General features: G+C 61.6%; 11 protein-coding genes. 5 read left to right on the top strand and 6 right to left on the bottom strand.

Translation table 11 applies throughout. The features are described 5' to 3' along the window. The first annotated feature begins 347 nt into the window (after positions 1-347). From rimP to truB, 5 genes are all read left to right on the top strand, one after another. Positions 348-806, top strand: coding sequence for a ribosome maturation factor RimP (rimP, locus tag RA167_RS06775; protein ID WP_076787158.1), 459 nt, complete (start codon positions 348-350; stop codon positions 804-806). Beyond that, positions 803-2,278: a transcription termination factor NusA gene (gene nusA / locus RA167_RS06770; protein WP_076784973.1), complete on the top strand. Its 1,476-nt coding sequence runs from the start codon at positions 803-805 to the stop codon at positions 2,276-2,278. The genes rimP and nusA overlap by 4 nt, the downstream gene beginning before the upstream one ends. 105 nt (positions 2,279-2,383) lie before the next feature. Next, positions 2,384-5,311, top strand: coding sequence for a translation initiation factor IF-2 (gene infB / locus RA167_RS06765; RefSeq protein WP_076784972.1), 2,928 nt, complete (start codon positions 2,384-2,386; stop codon positions 5,309-5,311). A 65-nt stretch (positions 5,312-5,376) separates the two neighbouring features. After that, complete coding sequence (rbfA, locus tag RA167_RS06760; RefSeq protein WP_076784971.1) at positions 5,377-5,745, top strand: 30S ribosome-binding factor RbfA; 369 nt, start codon at positions 5,377-5,379, stop codon at positions 5,743-5,745. A gap of 21 nt (positions 5,746-5,766) precedes the next feature. Further along, entirely contained in the window at positions 5,767-6,711 is a 945-nt protein-coding gene (truB, locus tag RA167_RS06755) for a tRNA pseudouridine(55) synthase TruB (RefSeq protein WP_076784970.1), read from the top strand. Positions 6,712-6,721: 10 nt separating this feature from the next. Here truB and RA167_RS06750 read toward each other — a convergent pair whose 3' ends face one another. The 6 genes from RA167_RS06750 to RA167_RS06725 form a co-directional block, all read right to left on the bottom strand. Beyond that, entirely contained in the window at positions 6,722-7,915 is a 1,194-nt protein-coding gene (locus RA167_RS06750) for a hypothetical protein (protein WP_139336948.1), read from the bottom strand. Positions 7,916-8,253: 338 nt separating this feature from the next. Beyond that, positions 8,254-9,621 (bottom strand): hypothetical protein, encoded by a 1,368-nt coding sequence (locus RA167_RS06745; protein ID WP_076784968.1) that lies wholly within the window; start codon positions 9,619-9,621, stop codon positions 8,254-8,256. 647 nt (positions 9,622-10,268) lie between these two features. Beyond that, positions 10,269-11,825: a DHA2 family efflux MFS transporter permease subunit gene (locus RA167_RS06740; RefSeq protein WP_076784966.1), complete on the bottom strand. Its 1,557-nt coding sequence runs from the start codon at positions 11,823-11,825 to the stop codon at positions 10,269-10,271. Between the two features lie 9 nt (positions 11,826-11,834). Beyond that, complete coding sequence (locus RA167_RS06735; protein ID WP_076784965.1) at positions 11,835-13,097, bottom strand: efflux RND transporter periplasmic adaptor subunit; 1,263 nt, start codon at positions 13,095-13,097, stop codon at positions 11,835-11,837. 68 nt (positions 13,098-13,165) lie between these two features. Next, positions 13,166-14,644, bottom strand: a complete 1,479-nt coding sequence (locus RA167_RS06730; protein ID WP_076787156.1) for an efflux transporter outer membrane subunit — start codon at positions 14,642-14,644, stop codon at positions 13,166-13,168. 171 nt (positions 14,645-14,815) lie between these two features. After that, positions 14,816-15,127: a MarR family winged helix-turn-helix transcriptional regulator gene (locus RA167_RS06725; protein WP_370642943.1), complete on the bottom strand. Its 312-nt coding sequence runs from the start codon at positions 15,125-15,127 to the stop codon at positions 14,816-14,818. Between the last annotated feature and the right edge of the window lie 13 nt (positions 15,128-15,140).

Below are 15,140 nucleotides of genomic sequence, written 5' to 3'. Positions count from 1 at the left end.
GTGTGCCGACGCGCCGCGCGCGTACCACCGCGTGGTCACGTTTCGGTTTCGATATGCCCGTGGATTGCGGGTCGCGGCGAAAAACGCTATAATTTCGCAGTCGCTGGGCACACGTTTTATCAGTTAAGGTGCGGCTCGTGGCGCGACCACCGGTAAAAAGAAGATGGGCGTGTTGGCGCCCATTTTTTTTTGCCGTTGCCGCAGTGCGTCGTTATCGTGGCGGAGGTGGCTCGATGACGCTGCTTCGCAGTACTGCCGCTTCCGCGCGCCGCGTTGCGCGAGCGTGCCCGGTACCGCGAAACAGGAAGCCGGACGCGCGTGGTCCGTGCTGCATGAGGTTAAACAACGTGCAATTGTCGGAACTGATTGAAAATACTGTTACCGGGCTCGGATACGAGCTTGTCGATTTGGAGCGCTCCGGCCGCGGCATGCTGCGCGTGTTTATCGACCAACCGGCGGGCATCGCGATAGACGATTGTGAGAAGGTGACGCGCCAACTTCAGCACGTGCTGACCGTCGAAAATATCGACTATGAACGTCTCGAAGTTTCGTCGCCGGGGCTAGACCGGCCGCTGAAGAAACGGGCGGATTTTGAACGTTTCGCCGGTAGCGAGGCGATGGTGACGCTGAAGCAGCCGCTGGACGGCCGAAAATCGTTCCGTGGCATCCTGTACGCGCCTAATGGCGACACGATAGGTTTGGAATTTGAAGGAAAAGACGGCCCGGCGAGGCTCGATTTCACGCTCGCTGACATAGACCGTGCTCGTCTTGTTCCGCAAGTCGATTTTAGGAGCCGCAAACAATGAGTCGCGAAGTGTTGATGCTGGTGGATGCGCTGGCGCGCGAGAAAAACGTCAACAAGGATGTGGTATTCGCCGCGCTCGAGGCCGCGCTCGCTTCCGCCACGAAGAAGCTCTTCGACGAGGATGTCGACATACGCGTGTCAATCAACCGCGAGTCTGGCGAGCATGAGACTTTCCGCCGCTGGCGCATCGTGCCGGACGAGGCGGGCTTGCAGCAGCCGGACCAGGAAATCCTACTGTTTGAAGCGCGCGAGCAGGATCCGGATGCGCAATTGGACGGTTATATCGAAGAGCCGATCCCGTCGATTGAGTTCGGTCGCATCGGCGCGCAAGCGGCCAAGCAAGTGATTTTGCAGAAGGTGCGCGATGCGGAGCGGGAGCAGATCCTGAACGATTTCCTCGAGCGTGGCGAGAAGATCATGACCGGCTCGGTAAAGCGGCTCGACAAGGGCAACCTGGTCGTCGAATCGGGGCGGGTCGAAGCGTTGCTGCGCCGCGATCAACTGATCCCGAAAGAGAATCTGCGCATTGGCGATCGCGCGCGCGCGTATATCGCCAAGGTCGACCGCACGGCGCGGGGGCCGCAGATTGAGCTGTCGCGCACCGCGCCCGAATTCCTGATGAAGCTGTTTGAACTCGAGGTGCCGGAGATCGAGCAGGGCTTGCTCGAAATCAAGTCGGCGGCGCGTGACCCCGGCGTGCGGGCGAAGATCGCAGTGGTGGCCTATGACAAGCGCATCGACCCGATCGGCACGTGTGTCGGCATTCGCGGTTCGCGCGTGCAGGCAGTGCGCAACGAGTTGGGTGGCGAGAACGTCGATATCGTGCTATGGTCGGAAGATCCTGCCCAGTTCGTGATCGGCGCCCTTGCGCCGGCTGCCGTGCAATCGATCGTCGTTGACGAGGAAAAGCACGCGATGGATGTCGTCGTTGACGAAAACGAGCTGGCTGTCGCGATCGGCCGAAGCGGCCAGAACGTGCGGCTCGCCAGCGAGCTGACCGGCTGGCAGATCAATATTATGACGCCGGACGAGTCCGCCGAGAAACAGTCGCAAGAACGCAAGGTGCTGCGCGACCTGTTCATGGAGCGGCTGGATGTTGATGAGGAGGTCGCCGACATCCTGATCGACGAAGGTTTCACGAGCCTCGAGGAGATCGCGTACGTGCCGCTCAACGAGATGCTCGAGATCGAGGCGTTCGACGAAGACACGGTGCACGAGTTGCGCAATCGCGCGCGCGATGCGCTGCTGACGATGGCGATCGCGAATGAGGAAAAGGTCGAAAACGCGTCGCTTGACCTGAAAAGCCTCGATGGGATGGATCGGGAGATACTCGCTAAGCTCGCCGAGCACGAGATACACACGCGTGACGATCTGGCCGAGTTGGCCGTCGACGAGTTGGTCGAGATGACCGGCATCGACGAGGAGGCCGCGAAGGCGCTGATCATGAAGGCGCGCGAGCACTGGTTCCAGTGACGGGCGCGAAGCGAGATTATGATGGCGCATTGAAATGACGCGGCCCGATAGGCCGCACCGGGATGTCAACTGCAAGGACCGCTGTCCTTGCCTCAAGAGGGATGAATGGCGAGCAACAACGTAGCCCAATTTGCCGCGGAACTGAAGATGCCTGCAGGCCTTCTGCTCGAACAGCTTCAAGCTGCGGGTGTGCAGAAAGCTAGCGCTGACGACGTATTGTCCGAAGCGGACAAGGCGCGTTTGCTGGATCACTTGCGCAAGTCGCACGGCAGCGCTGACGGCGACAAGCGCAAGATCACGCTGACGCGTCGGCAGACGTCGGAAATCAAGCAGGCCGACGCAACCGGCAAGGCTCGCACGATCCAGGTCGAAGTCCGCAAGAAGCGGGTGTTTGTCAAGCGCGACGAGCCAGGTACCGAAGCGCCGAATGGCGAGGACCAGGACAGTGCGACTGCCGAACTCGCGCGTCGCGAGGAGCAAGCGCGCCTCGAAGCCGAGGCACTGGCTCAGCAGGCGCGCGAATTGCGTGAGCGGCAGGAGCGTCTCGAGCGCGAGGAGGCGGAGCGGCGCGCCCGCGAGGAGGCCGCGCAGGCGGAGCGGCGTCGCGCCGAAGAGGAAGCGGCGCGGCGCGCGGCGCAGGCGGCTCAGGCTCAGGCTCAGGCTCAGGCTCAGGCTCAGGCACGCGCTGCTGCCCAGCAGGTGGCCGCGCAGCAGCGCAATCACGATGTGCCACAACCGGCCGGCCAAGCCGCCGCCGACGACGCTCGTGCGGCGGCCGAGCGCGCTGCCGAGCGGGAGGCGGCGAAGAAGGCCGCCGACGATGCCCGTGCCGCCGCCGATAAGGCACGCCTGGAGCAGGAGGCCATCCGCAAGCGACGGGAAGCGGCGGAAGCCGAGGCACGGGCGATCCGCGAGATGATGGCGACGCCGCGCAAGGCAATGGTCAAGGTGCCTGAGCCGCCAAAGCCGGTCGAACCGGCCAAGACCGCTGAGGCGAAGGGCACGCTGCACAAACCGGCTAGGCCGGCGGGCGCGGCAGCGCCGGCCCGACCGGCCGCTGGCGCGAAGAAACCGGTGCCGGCACCGACGGCTGCACCCTCCGGCGACAAGAAGAAAGTCCCGGGCAAGAGCGGCTGGCAGGACGATGCGGCCAAGCGCCGTGGCATCAAAACGCGCGGTGATTCGAGCGGTGGTGTCGACCGTGGTTGGCGGGGTGGTCCACGCGGCCGTGGCAAGCATCAGGATGCGCATACGAATTTCCAGGTGCCGACCGAGCCGATCGTGCGCGAAGTGCACGTGCCGGAGACGATCACCGTAGCCGATCTCGCGCATAAGATGGCCGTCAAGGCCTCCGAGGTCATCAAGGTGATGATGAAGCTCGGCCAGATGGTGACAATTAACCAGGTGCTGGACCAGGAAACCGCGATGATTGTCGTCGAGGAACTGGGCCATCATGCGGTTGCCGCGAAGCTTGACGACCCGGAAGCGTTGCTGATCGAAGGCGAAGTGGCCGATGTCGACGCGCTGCCACGCCCACCGGTCGTCACGGTGATGGGCCACGTCGACCACGGCAAGACATCGCTGCTCGACTATATCCGTACCGCGAAGGTCGCTGCGGGCGAGGCGGGGGGCATCACTCAGCACATCGGCGCATACCACGTCGAGACGCCGCGTGGTGTGATCACGTTCCTCGATACGCCGGGCCACGAGGCGTTTACCGCGATGCGTGCGCGGGGCGCGAAGTCGACCGACATCGTGATCCTGGTGGTCGCGGCCGACGATGGTGTGATGCCACAGACGAAGGAGGCGATTGCGCATGCGAAGGCGGGCGGCGTGCCGATCGTCGTGGCGATCAACAAGATTGACAAGCCCGACGCGAATCCGGATCGGGTAAAACAGGAATTGGTCGCGGAAGGTGTGGTGCCGGAAGAGTACGGCGGTGATGCGCCGTTCCTCGAGGTGTCCGCCAAGACCGGACAGGGCATTGACGACCTGCTCGAGAACGTGCTGTTGCAAGCCGAGGTGCTCGAATTGAAGGCGCCCATTGAGGCGCCTGCCAAGGGTATTGTGATCGAGGCGAAGCTGGACAAGGGCAAAGGCCCGGTCGCGACGATCCTGGTGCAGTCCGGTACGCTGTCGCGTGGCGACGTCGTACTGGCGGGCTCCGCGTATGGCCGCGTGCGGGCGATGACCGATGAGTTTGGCAAGGCGGCGAAGTCGGCAGGGCCATCGATTCCGGCCGAGATCCAAGGGCTGTCCGAGGTGCCGAACGCCGGCGAGGAAGTGATCGTGCTGCCGGATGAGCGCAAGGCGCGTGAAATCGCGCTGTTCCGGCAAGGCAAGTTCCGCGACGTGAAGCTTGCGAAGCAGCAGGCTGCGAAGCTTGAAAGCATGCTGGAGCAGATGGGTGCTGGCGAAGTGCAGAACCTGCCGCTGATCGTGAAGGCCGATGTACAGGGCTCGCAGGAAGCGTTGGTGCATGCGCTGCAGAAGCTGTCGACCGACGAGGTGCGCGTGCAGATTGTGCACAGCGCGGTGGGCAGCATCAGCGAAACGGACGTCAACCTGGCGACCGCGTCCAAGGCCGTCATCATTGGTTTCAACACGCGTGCCGACGCCCAGGCGCGCCGGCTGGCCGAGGCGAACGGCGTCGATCTCCGATACTACAACATCATTTATGATGCGGTAGACGAGGTGAAGGCTGCGATGTCTGGCATGCTGGCGCCGGAAAAACGCGAGGCGGTGATCGGCACGGTCGAGGTGCGGCAAGTGTTCAAGGTACCGAAGGTCGGTGTGGTTGCCGGCTGTATGGTGACCGACGGCATCGTCAAACGCGCGGCGTCGGTCCGGGTGCTGCGCGATAACGTGGTGATCCATACCGGCGAGCTTGATTCGCTCAAGCGCTTCAAGGACGACGTGAAGGAAGTGAAGCAGGGCTTCGAGTGCGGCTTGTCGCTGAAGAACTTCAACGACATCCAGGAAGGTGACCAATTCGAGGTGTTCGAAGTTACCGAGGTGGCGCGCACGCTGTAATTTAATGCGCCGGCGCTAGGGGCGGGGCCGTCAGGCTCCGCCTTTTTTGTTGGCAGGAGTGAACTATGCCGAAAAAACGCAGCAGTGGCGATCGCAACGTGCGGATCGCTGATCAGATTCAGCGCGATTTGTCGGAGTTGATCGCGCGCGAAGTCAAGGATCCGCGAATTGGCCTGGTGACGATCCAGGCGGTCGAGCTGACCCCGGATTACGCGCATGCAAAGATATTCTTCACGACACTGACTGGAGACCCCCGGCAGACGCAAGAAGCGCTCAACCATGCGGCCGGCCACTTGCATAACTTGTTGTTCAAACGCCTGCACATCCATACGGTGCCGACGTTGCACTTTGTGTTCGATGAGTCGATCGAGAAGGCCGTACACATGTCGCGGTTGATCGACGAGGCGAACGCGACGCGCGCCAAGGACGACTGACCCCTGGAGCGCGATATCGATATGACGCAACGACGTGATCCGGCACGGCCGCGCCTTGTCCGGCGCCCCGTGGACGGTGTGTTACTGCTGGACAAGCCGGTCGGGCTGTCCAGCAATGATGCGCTGATGCGCGCCAAGCGCCTGTTCAACGCGAAAAAGGCCGGGCACACCGGAACGCTGGACCCGCTTGCGTCCGGTCTGTTGCCGCTGTGTTTCGGCGAGGCGACCAAGTTTTCGCAGGATCTGCTTGATGCGGACAAGACCTATGACGCGACACTGAAGCTTGGCGTGCGCACGACGACCGGTGACGCGGAGGGTGACGTGCTGCAGACACGGCCTGTTATGTGCGACCGGGCGGCGCTCGACGCGGCGCTTATCGCGTTCCGTGGTCCAATCATGCAGGTGCCGCCAATGTACTCGGCGCTCAAGCGCGACGGCAAACCGCTCTATGCATATGCGCGGGCAGGCCATACGCTCGAGCGCGAAGCGCGTGCGGTGACGATTCACGCATTGGAATGCATCACGTGCGCATTGGACGGTGCAGCGTCCGTGACGATCCGCGTTACGTGCAGCAAAGGCACCTATATTCGCGTACTGGCCGAGGACATTGGCGAAGTGCTGGGTTGCGGCGCGCATTTGACGATGCTGCGCCGCACCGGTGTGGGAGCATTAACGCTAAACGACGCTGTAACGTTGGACGAACTGTCCGATGCGGACGAGCCGCGACGTTTGGCCTGTTTGCAACCGATCGACGCGTTATTATCAACGTTTGTGCCAGTCGAGCTGGATGCCGAAATGGCCCGGCGCTTCACGCACGGCCAGCGGTTGCGGTTGGGGAGTGAACCGAACGTGGGTGACGGTGTCAGGGTCAGGGTATATGATGCTGACGGGCGTCGGCTGCTTGGACTCGGCCGGTGGCAGCGTGGTGTGCTGTTGCCAGAACGCCTGATTGCCCCCCGCAGTTAACGCCGGTTCGTTACGCGATTTCGTTGAATTGACTCTCGAGCCACGCCGTCGTCCTTTGTCGCTGTTCGGCGGGCAGCGTTTCCGATATCGATTCGAGCAGCGAAAGTGCGGCGCTAAACTGTTCGAGCGTCATTTTGCCTGAGCGCCACAGCGTGTGGCTTAGCGCTTGCACCCGATCCCATCGATTCTGCTGCGCTGCCGCCGATGGCGGCGCGGCCTCATTGGACCATGCTGTGTCGGCATTGGCAACGTCGTGGTGCACCGCCGCGGTGGCGGCGATCAGCGGCTCGACTGCGTCCGCGTCGCCATGCTGAGTAGCAATCAATATTAAGTTATCCAAACGGCCTTGCTGTTCGGTGCTTTCCAGCCATTGCAGGTATGGCACGAGTTTCGCGATCGGAGTGGGTGGTTCTGCTATCGCGGCATGCACCAATGCATCGAAACTGGCTGCGCGTTCGTCATCGGGCAAACGGTTCAACAGCGATGCCATGACCTCAATGGCGTCCACTTTGTCTGGTCCGTGCAACTTCCTAATCGCGTTGAGTCCTACATTGAATGCCGCTCGCCGCGCAGAGTGCTCCGGTACGATTGCGTTGTGGGGGCCGTCGGGACTGTAACACATGTGATTAAAGCACCTGGGCAGCACGTCGATCAATGCCCGGTACGGGGCGGCACTTGCCTGTGCCGGTTGCCGCTCGAGCTTGGATAGCGTCCAATGAATTGCGTCCAGGTGCCCGTCCTGCATCCATGGGATTTGCTCGATTACGTGTGCTTGAAGCTTCGTCTTATCCATAGGCAACCGGCAAGCGGCGTCGAAGATGTCTTCGAATTCCTGCAGCGGCGCTTGCTGCTCATCGCTGCCCAGGTCCATCGCACGCGCGTGGAGCCGCGCTGCACGGATTGGCAACCACGACGCTTGCCACGCGTGGGACGACGCGGTCGCGAACGACCATAGGTGACGATAAGCGGTTGTTTGTTCGATGTCCGTCGTGGGTTCAGCGACTCGACAGGCGATGATTTCAAGCACCTCTAGCGGCAGCTTCGTCAGCGTCGGCGTGTGCTCTAGCACTCTGCTCGCGCGATTGCACGTCGGCGGAACCTCCGAGGCCGCGCTGCGCGGCAGTGACGCCAATGCGTCCAATCGATAGTCGCGTGACGTCGCCGGCATCTGGCGTGACGTCGGCATCTGATCGGATGCAACCAATGCGCTCTCGGCGTCCGGGACCTCAGGAGCGCAACATGCGCCCGTCATGCAAGGCAAATAGGTGAACAAGTTTATTGACATCGTGTATTTTCATTTTAAGCCGTTTAATCCAGGGGCTGGCGGCGCACGCTGCGTTGATCATGCCGCCCAATGCGATGGGGTTGTATCGCATTGGCCAATGTCCGCTAATCGTGGCGGATTGCCATGTGATGCACAGCATAGTCATTACGCCAGCGCCGGAGCTGGTAAGGTAGACGTAATCCACAGGGAAACGAAATTTACCCGTGCGCGACGCAGCCTACGTTGTGCCAGTGCCGTGCGGGTGGGGTCAGCGGCTGCTATGCGAAGGGGAATGCGATGCGTGCCAAACGCGACTGGGTAGGATCCGTGCACCGCTTGCGCCATTGGTCTATCCAAGGTTGCGAGGAGGGCGAAAAGTTGACGGAGCTGCCTCGGAGTCGAAATGGGTCTTCAAGCGCTGCCTGCGCGTCGCGACTATTGTGTGGCGTGGCGCAATCTAGCATACGGGCCAGCATGTCGAAAACTTCGCGCTTTTGTTCATCTGGCGAACGGTGTATCTGTGCAACGAGGCAGGAAAGGAGTTCGACTCTCGAGCGCAATTGCGATCGTTTCAGTATCTGACTTTGTGTCGGAAACTCGCTAACTTTACGAAGTAGCCACTCGTACATCGGCTGTTGCTCTGTCTGGGGAATGGCACTTAGCTGACTAGCAACGGCGGCTAATATCGTGTTTGCGCTCCGGTCTCTAGATGGGTCCAACGATTGGTCTGCAAGGCGGCGAACGGCTACGCACGCCGCGCCAACATCTTCGCCGGGAAGGTTGACCGCGGCATTCAGTAAAGGCTTGATCATGTCTGCGATGCGGTGTTGTATTGCCACTTGCAGCAGCGCGTGCCAGCGTGCAGGCCTGTCGTTATTGGAAAGGACATCGAGGTGAGTCGCGAGCGTTGTTGCCGACGCACCGTCATGCTTCTGTACAACGGACAGTAAGTTATCGAACTTCGCAGCACGCTCTTCTGCTGGAAGCTTTGAAAGGACTGACGCAAGCGTTTCCACCAACTTCGAATTAATGACATGCGCTGTGTTCACTAGCGCATCGAAACGAGGCGCCAAGTCCGGCGCATCCAGCTGGGGCAGTACGGCCGCTAGCATAGCCTCAGTCGCTGTCTTCTTAGCGATTTTCTCGTCGACACTATTCGAGTGCGGCGGAAGCTGGGATGCGGCGTCGACCAGTTGGAGCAGCAATGTGTGCAGGTTGGCATGAGTGTCCACGTTGGGCCGCCAGTCGCCGACGATGCGCGGTATTTCGTCAAATAACGCAATATATTGTGCGTGGCACGGGTTACGATCGGACTGCTTGAGTTTGGCGACGACGTCTTGTGCCGCACGATACGCGTCGTATGTCGGCAGGCATCGCATTTGGCCGATGATATAGGCTTCCACCCGAGGGCGCCGAGGTCGCAGTGCCGTCGCGCTCGCGAAAATTTCGTTGAACTTGCCAATTCGCTCCGACTCCTTGAGTCGCTTTAGGTCACTGGCCTGCTGCGCTAGCTTGGCGACCTCAAATTCAGGCGCTAGCCAGTTGGACGAACCGGGTATGACCGACGAATACCGTTGCAGACTGTTGAAGTGGGATCTGTATGGGCCCGTCCGATCCGGTTCGGTGATCATCTTCGCGATGGTCATGTGAATTTCTTTGGGCAACCTCAGCAAGTGCGGTGGCGAGGTTGTGACGTCCGTTTTTAACGTACTCGCACTCGTGACATCCGTTTTAGGCGTACTGGCGCGAGAAGCGCGCGACGCGTTGCCCTTATGCCACGGCGGTCGCCGGAGTGCCTTGAGTTTTGTCAATGCGTTGGCTCGATTCGATGCAGAACCGACCGATGGTGACGAGTGTTGCGGTTTGCGGTCCATGACGTCGGGTTTGACGCAAGCCGCCAAGTAACGAGAACAGTTTTTAAACCATGCGTTTGGCACGTTGCCCCCCGTAGATCGATTTTGGACGCAAATGTTAAATCGTCGCCATTAATTTGCTGTGCAAATTATCGAACTGGGCATTTGAATTACGAACGGCTTATGTGCGGCCAGTATTGGAATGACGAGAATGTTACTAAAACGGACATTTGCCACGGGCTGCATGCAACAAGCGCGTTTGCCGAAACCACGACTCGGTATGATCAGAGCGCCGAGACCGCATTGGTTGCACCCAATCAGATGCCAGCGACGTCACGCCAGATGCCGGCGATGTCACGCGAGGCGAAGTTGCCAATGTGCTGGAGCGGGGCGCGGTGGGTGGTCTGCAGGCGGGCCACCCGTCGCGCCCCGCTCGGCGTTCAATGTGCGGCTGATGCCGCGGCCCCCGCATCGCCGCCGCCGCGCTCAGGCTTGGTGATCCAAATCAACGTAATCAACGCGATGAAGATCGCGGCGGACAGGTAGAACAGGTCGTTGACGCCCAGTTGCGCAGCCTGTTGCGTCATCAAGTTGTTGACGAACCCATATGACTGCGCTTCGCTCATGCCGAGCGCCCGCATCTGCGCGACCGATTGCCCGAATGCCGGGCTGAATTGACTGGTTTGTTCGGCCAATTGCGCATGATGCAGGATCGTGCGATGGTCCCATGCGGTCTGAAAGATCGAGGTGCCGATGCCGCCGCACATGATTCGCACGAAGTTGGACAGACCCGAGGCCGCGGCGATCCGATGCGGCGGCAAGCCGGACAGCGTGATCGACACCAGCGGGATGAAGAATCCAGCCATGCCGATGCCCTGGATAAACGTGGGCACCATCAGCGCAAACGTATCGACGCCGGTCGTGTACCGCGAGCGCAGGTAGAAACACAATGCGAACACGGTGAACGCCGCGGTCGCGATGTAGCGTGGATCCGTCTTGGGCATGTATTTGCCGGTTAGCGGCGACAACAGAATCGCGAAAATGCCGACCGGCGCCATGACCAGGCCCGCCTGCGTCGCGGTATAGCCGATGTGCGTCTGCAGCCACAAAGGCAGCAGCACCAGGTTACCGAAGTACAATCCGTAGCCGACCGACAGCGCCACCGTGCCGCCGGTGAAATTGCGCCGCTGAAACAACGACAGATCGACGACCGGATGCTTGTCGGTCAACTCCCATACGACAAAGAACGCGAAGGTGATGATCGCAATCAGTGCCAGCACGATGATCGTTGTTGAGTTGAACCAATCGAGGTCCTTGCCCTTGTCGAGCATGATTTGTAATGAGCCGACCCACAGCACGAGTAGCACCAGCCCGACGCCGTCGATTGGCGCGCGCTTGACCTCGGAGTCGCGCTTGCGGAAGATCACCCACGTCGCGATCGCGGCGCCGATCCCAACCGGGATGTTCACGTAGAAGATCCACGGCCACGAATAGTTATCGGAGATCCACCCGCCCAGGATTGGGCCGAGCACGGGCGCGACGAGCGTGGTCATGCCCCATAGCGCGAGCGCCATCGCGGACTTGGAGCGCGGGTAGCTCGCCAGCAGCAGCGTTTGCGACAGCGGAATCATCGGACCGGCCACCGCGCCCTGCAGCACGCGCGATGCCAGCAGGAATGGCAGCGATGGCGCCAGCCCGCACAACCACGAAGAGATCACGAACAGCACGATCGACGTGAGAAATAGCCGGACCTGGCCAATCCGCTCGGTCAGCCAGCCGGTCAGAGGCACGGAGATTGCGTTGGCGACGGCAAACGAGGTGATGACCCACGTGCCCTGATCCGACGACACGCCAAGGTCACCCGAAATAGTCGGGATCGCGACATTGGCGATCGACGTATCCAGTACATTCATGAATACGGCGAGCGAGACTGCGATGGTCCCGACCACCAGTTGCATGCCCGACAGCGGCGGGTGAGACGCTTGTGTCTGGCTCATGGTATAGCCCTATCGTGTGGCGTGCCGGGCTGCGACCGGGGCCAGCCTAGCCGCCGTGTTCGCCGCCGGCCTAGCCGTGTCCGCCGCAGCGACGGCAGTGCCAACGCTGCCGTCGTTCTGGCTGATGATGCGTTGGATTTCAGCGTCGGCCTGCTTACCGTACTCGTCGAATACGTCGGTCTGATACACCGTGGTCGGTGCGTTGCCGAGTTCGCCGCCTTGCTCGTCCTTGATCGACACGTTGGCGGTCATCGACAGGCCGATGCGCAGCGGATGCTTTCTCAACTCCTCGGGATCGAGCTGCACGCGCACCGGCAGGCGCTGCACGACCTTAATCCAGTTGCCGGTGGCGTTTTGCGCGGGCAACAGCGAAAAGGCCGAGCCGGTACCGGCTGAAAAGCCCTGGATCTTGCCGTGGTACACGACCGATGAGCCGTAGACGTCGGAGACGACCTCGACCGGTTGGCCGATGCGCATGTGCTTGAGTTGGACTTCCTTGAAGTTTGCATCGACCCAGACTTCGTTCAGCGGCACGATCGCCATCAGCGGCGTGCCGGGCGAGACGCGCTGGCCCACCTGCACGCTGCGCTTGGCGACGTAACCGGTCACCGGTGCAGGTAGTGTGTTGCGCGCGTAGTTCAGGTAGGCATCTCTGACCTTGGCTGCGGCCGCCAGTACGTTCGGATGCTGTGCAATCGCGACGTTGGCAGTTAACGCGCGGTTGGACGCCAACTGTTGACGCGCGATGTCGAGAGCGGCCTGCGCAGCCTTGACCGCATCACGCGCATGAGAGATTTCCTCCTGCGATACCGCGCCGGTCTGGGCAACCGTCAGACGGCGGCGCAGGTCATCTTGCGCGCGCGATAGGTCGGATTGGCGCTGCGCGACCGCGGCCTGGTACTGGTTGTTGTTCACGTACAGCGTACGGACCTGGCGCACGGTCTGCGCCAAGTCCGCTTCGGCCTGCTGTAGCGCGACGCGTGAATCCGCCGGATCAAGCAGCACCAGTGGTTGGCCCTTCTGCACGACCTGAGTGTCGTCCGCCTTCACTGCGATCACGGTGCCGGTGACCTGCGGCGTGATCTGCACTACATTGCCGTTGACGTACGCGTCGTCGGTTTCTTCGTGAAACCGCGCGATCAGTAGGTAGTACGCGCCATAGGCGATCGCGGCAAGCACAATCACGATCGTCACCAGCGTCATCAGGCGCCGGCGTTGGCCGTTGCTTGCGTTTGCGTCGGGCGTGGCGCCTTGTTGTTGGGGGCTGCTCATCAATCGCTCCGTGTCTTCAAGTCTGATTCATTGCATGGCCGGGCGGCCGGATGTGCGGGAGTGGCTCATCATTGGGCCGGCTCGGTGGCGCCGAGCACGGTGCCGTTCGCGTCGAAACCGCCGCCTAGCGCCTTGATCAGGGCCAGTTGCAGGTCGCGTCGACGCATGGTCAAATTGACTAGGGTCTGTTGTTGCGCCAACTGCAGGCTGTCGGCGGAGAGCACTTGCAACTGCGGCGCCAAGCCGGCCTTGTAGCGGATCACTGCCAACTCGTACGCGCGTTTGCTCGCGTCGTATGCGGCTTGCGTGTCAACGAGTTGCTGGTCGACCGAGCGGATCGCGGCCACCTGGGTCGCGACATCGTTCAGTGCGCCGATCAGCGTCTGGTTGTAGTTCGCCACCGCGCTGTCGTAGTCGGCAAGCTTGCCTTTCAGGTTTGCGCGCAGCGTGCCACCGTCGAAGATCGGCAAGTGGAGCGCTGGCCCGGCCTGGATCTGGCGGCTGCCAGACTGCAGGAATCGGCCCCAGCCGAAAGCATCGAAACCGAAACCGGCGCTCAGATTGATGTCCGGGAAAAACTCGGCCTTGGCCACCTTGATGTCGTGCGTAGCGGCCTCCACTTGCCAACGTGCGGCGACAATGTCCGGGCGGCGAGCCAGCAGGTCCGCTGGCAGGTTCGCCGGCAGCGCGACGCTGCCACCCCCGCCCAGCCGCGGCATCGCAATACGCAGCCCGCGGTCCGGACCCTTGCCGAGCAGTGCGCCGAGTTGGTATCGCGTCGTGGTGATTTGTCCATCCAGGTCAGTCAATGCGGTCTGGCTTGTTGCAAGGTTGCCCTCAGCGGTGCGACGCTCAACCTCGGTATCCAAGCCTGCGGCAAGGCGCCCTCGCGTGATGGCGCCTACATTGGCGCGGTTCGAGATCTCACGCTGCGCGACCTCACGCAGCGCGTACTGTTGCGCGAGCTGGTTGTAGGCGCGTGCCACCGACGTCGCCAATGTCAGCCGCGCCTGCTGCGCCTCGGCCGCGGCGACTTTTTCCTGGGAAATCGCCGAGCGCAGCGCTTCCCGATTTTTGCCCCACAGGTCCAGTTCGTACGTCGCGCTTGCTAGCACATTGTTCTCGCTGTACCACGCGCCGCCATATGGCGGCGGGAAGAGCGCATTGCCCGAGTAAAGTTCGCGCGTCCACGTGTATTTCGCGTCCGCCTTGGGCAGCGTACTGGCGTTGGCGCCCTGCACATATGAGGCGGCCTTGGCTAACCGCGCCTGCGCTTGGGCAATGGTCGGACTGTCGGCTAGCGCCTCGTCGATCAGTTGCGGCAATTGTGGATCGCCGAACTGAGCAGCCCAATCCAGCGCGGGCCAGGTACCACCTTCAGTGGGCAGGCTTTGCGCGCTGTCGAAGCTGTCGGCCCGTGCCAGCTGCTTGTCGCTGCGCAGCCCGATAGAGTTGGCGCAGCCGCCGAGCACCAGGGTGGTCGCCACCAGCGCGGCGGCGCACCGGGCCAGCCGTGCCGGCGGGGCGGAGAATGAAACGACTTTCATCGATCGGTCCTTCGGATAGCCCATATATTGGTGGACATTGCAACTAAATCTTTACTATCAGCCAACAAAAAGTCAACTAAAAAGCTTGCCAATACAACTGATTGCACACGGCATAACCGGATTCGTTAGCGCGATCTGGCCGCCGACTCGGGCAGCGGGGTCGCCTGACGTTTAGCTGGGCGTTTCGTCGCAGTTGATCAGGATGCGGCGTAGCATGCTTTTGAGGAAACCAACTTCCTCGGGGGTGAAGCCGGTCAGCAGCTTATCCAGTACTCGGTTGTATATCGCTGGCATCCGCGCGGCCAGCGCGGTCCCTTCGTCCGTCAGCTTGAGGCGCACGACACGACGATCTTCTTCACTGCGCACCCGGCAGAGCAGGCCGCGTTTCTCCAGCCGGTCGATGAGCCGTGTCACCGCGCTCGCGTCGATGCCATATTCGCGTGCGAGTTCGGCCGCGGCAAGGCACCGACCACTGCCGAGCATGAATAGGATGCTT

Source organism: Mycetohabitans endofungorum (assembly GCF_037477895.1).
Taxonomy (GTDB): Bacteria; Pseudomonadota; Gammaproteobacteria; order Burkholderiales; family Burkholderiaceae; genus Mycetohabitans.
This window is presented reverse-complemented; position numbering and strand designations above follow the sequence as displayed.

Bases quoted from the DNA above. Each gene is read 5' to 3' on its own strand.
- RA167_RS06730 (WP_076787156.1), bottom strand. From the start codon at position 14,644: ATGAAAGTCGTTTCATTCTCCGCCCCGCCGGCACGGCTGGCCCGGTGC.
- RA167_RS06740 (WP_076784966.1), bottom strand. From the start codon at position 11,825: ATGAGCCAGACACAAGCGTCTCACCCGCCGCTGTCGGGCATGCAACTG.
- truB (WP_076784970.1), top strand. From the start codon at position 5,767: ATGACGCAACGACGTGATCCGGCACGGCCGCGCCTTGTCCGGCGCCCC.
- RA167_RS06725 (WP_370642943.1), bottom strand. From the start codon at position 15,127: ATGCTCGGCAGTGGTCGGTGCCTTGCCGCGGCCGAACTCGCACGCGAA.
- rbfA (WP_076784971.1), top strand. From the start codon at position 5,377: ATGCCGAAAAAACGCAGCAGTGGCGATCGCAACGTGCGGATCGCTGAT.
- infB (WP_076784972.1), top strand. From the start codon at position 2,384: ATGGCGAGCAACAACGTAGCCCAATTTGCCGCGGAACTGAAGATGCCT.
- RA167_RS06735 (WP_076784965.1), bottom strand. From the start codon at position 13,097: ATGAGCAGCCCCCAACAACAAGGCGCCACGCCCGACGCAAACGCAAGC.
- nusA (WP_076784973.1), top strand. From the start codon at position 803: ATGAGTCGCGAAGTGTTGATGCTGGTGGATGCGCTGGCGCGCGAGAAA.
- RA167_RS06745 (WP_076784968.1), bottom strand. From the start codon at position 9,621: ATGACCATCGCGAAGATGATCACCGAACCGGATCGGACGGGCCCATAC.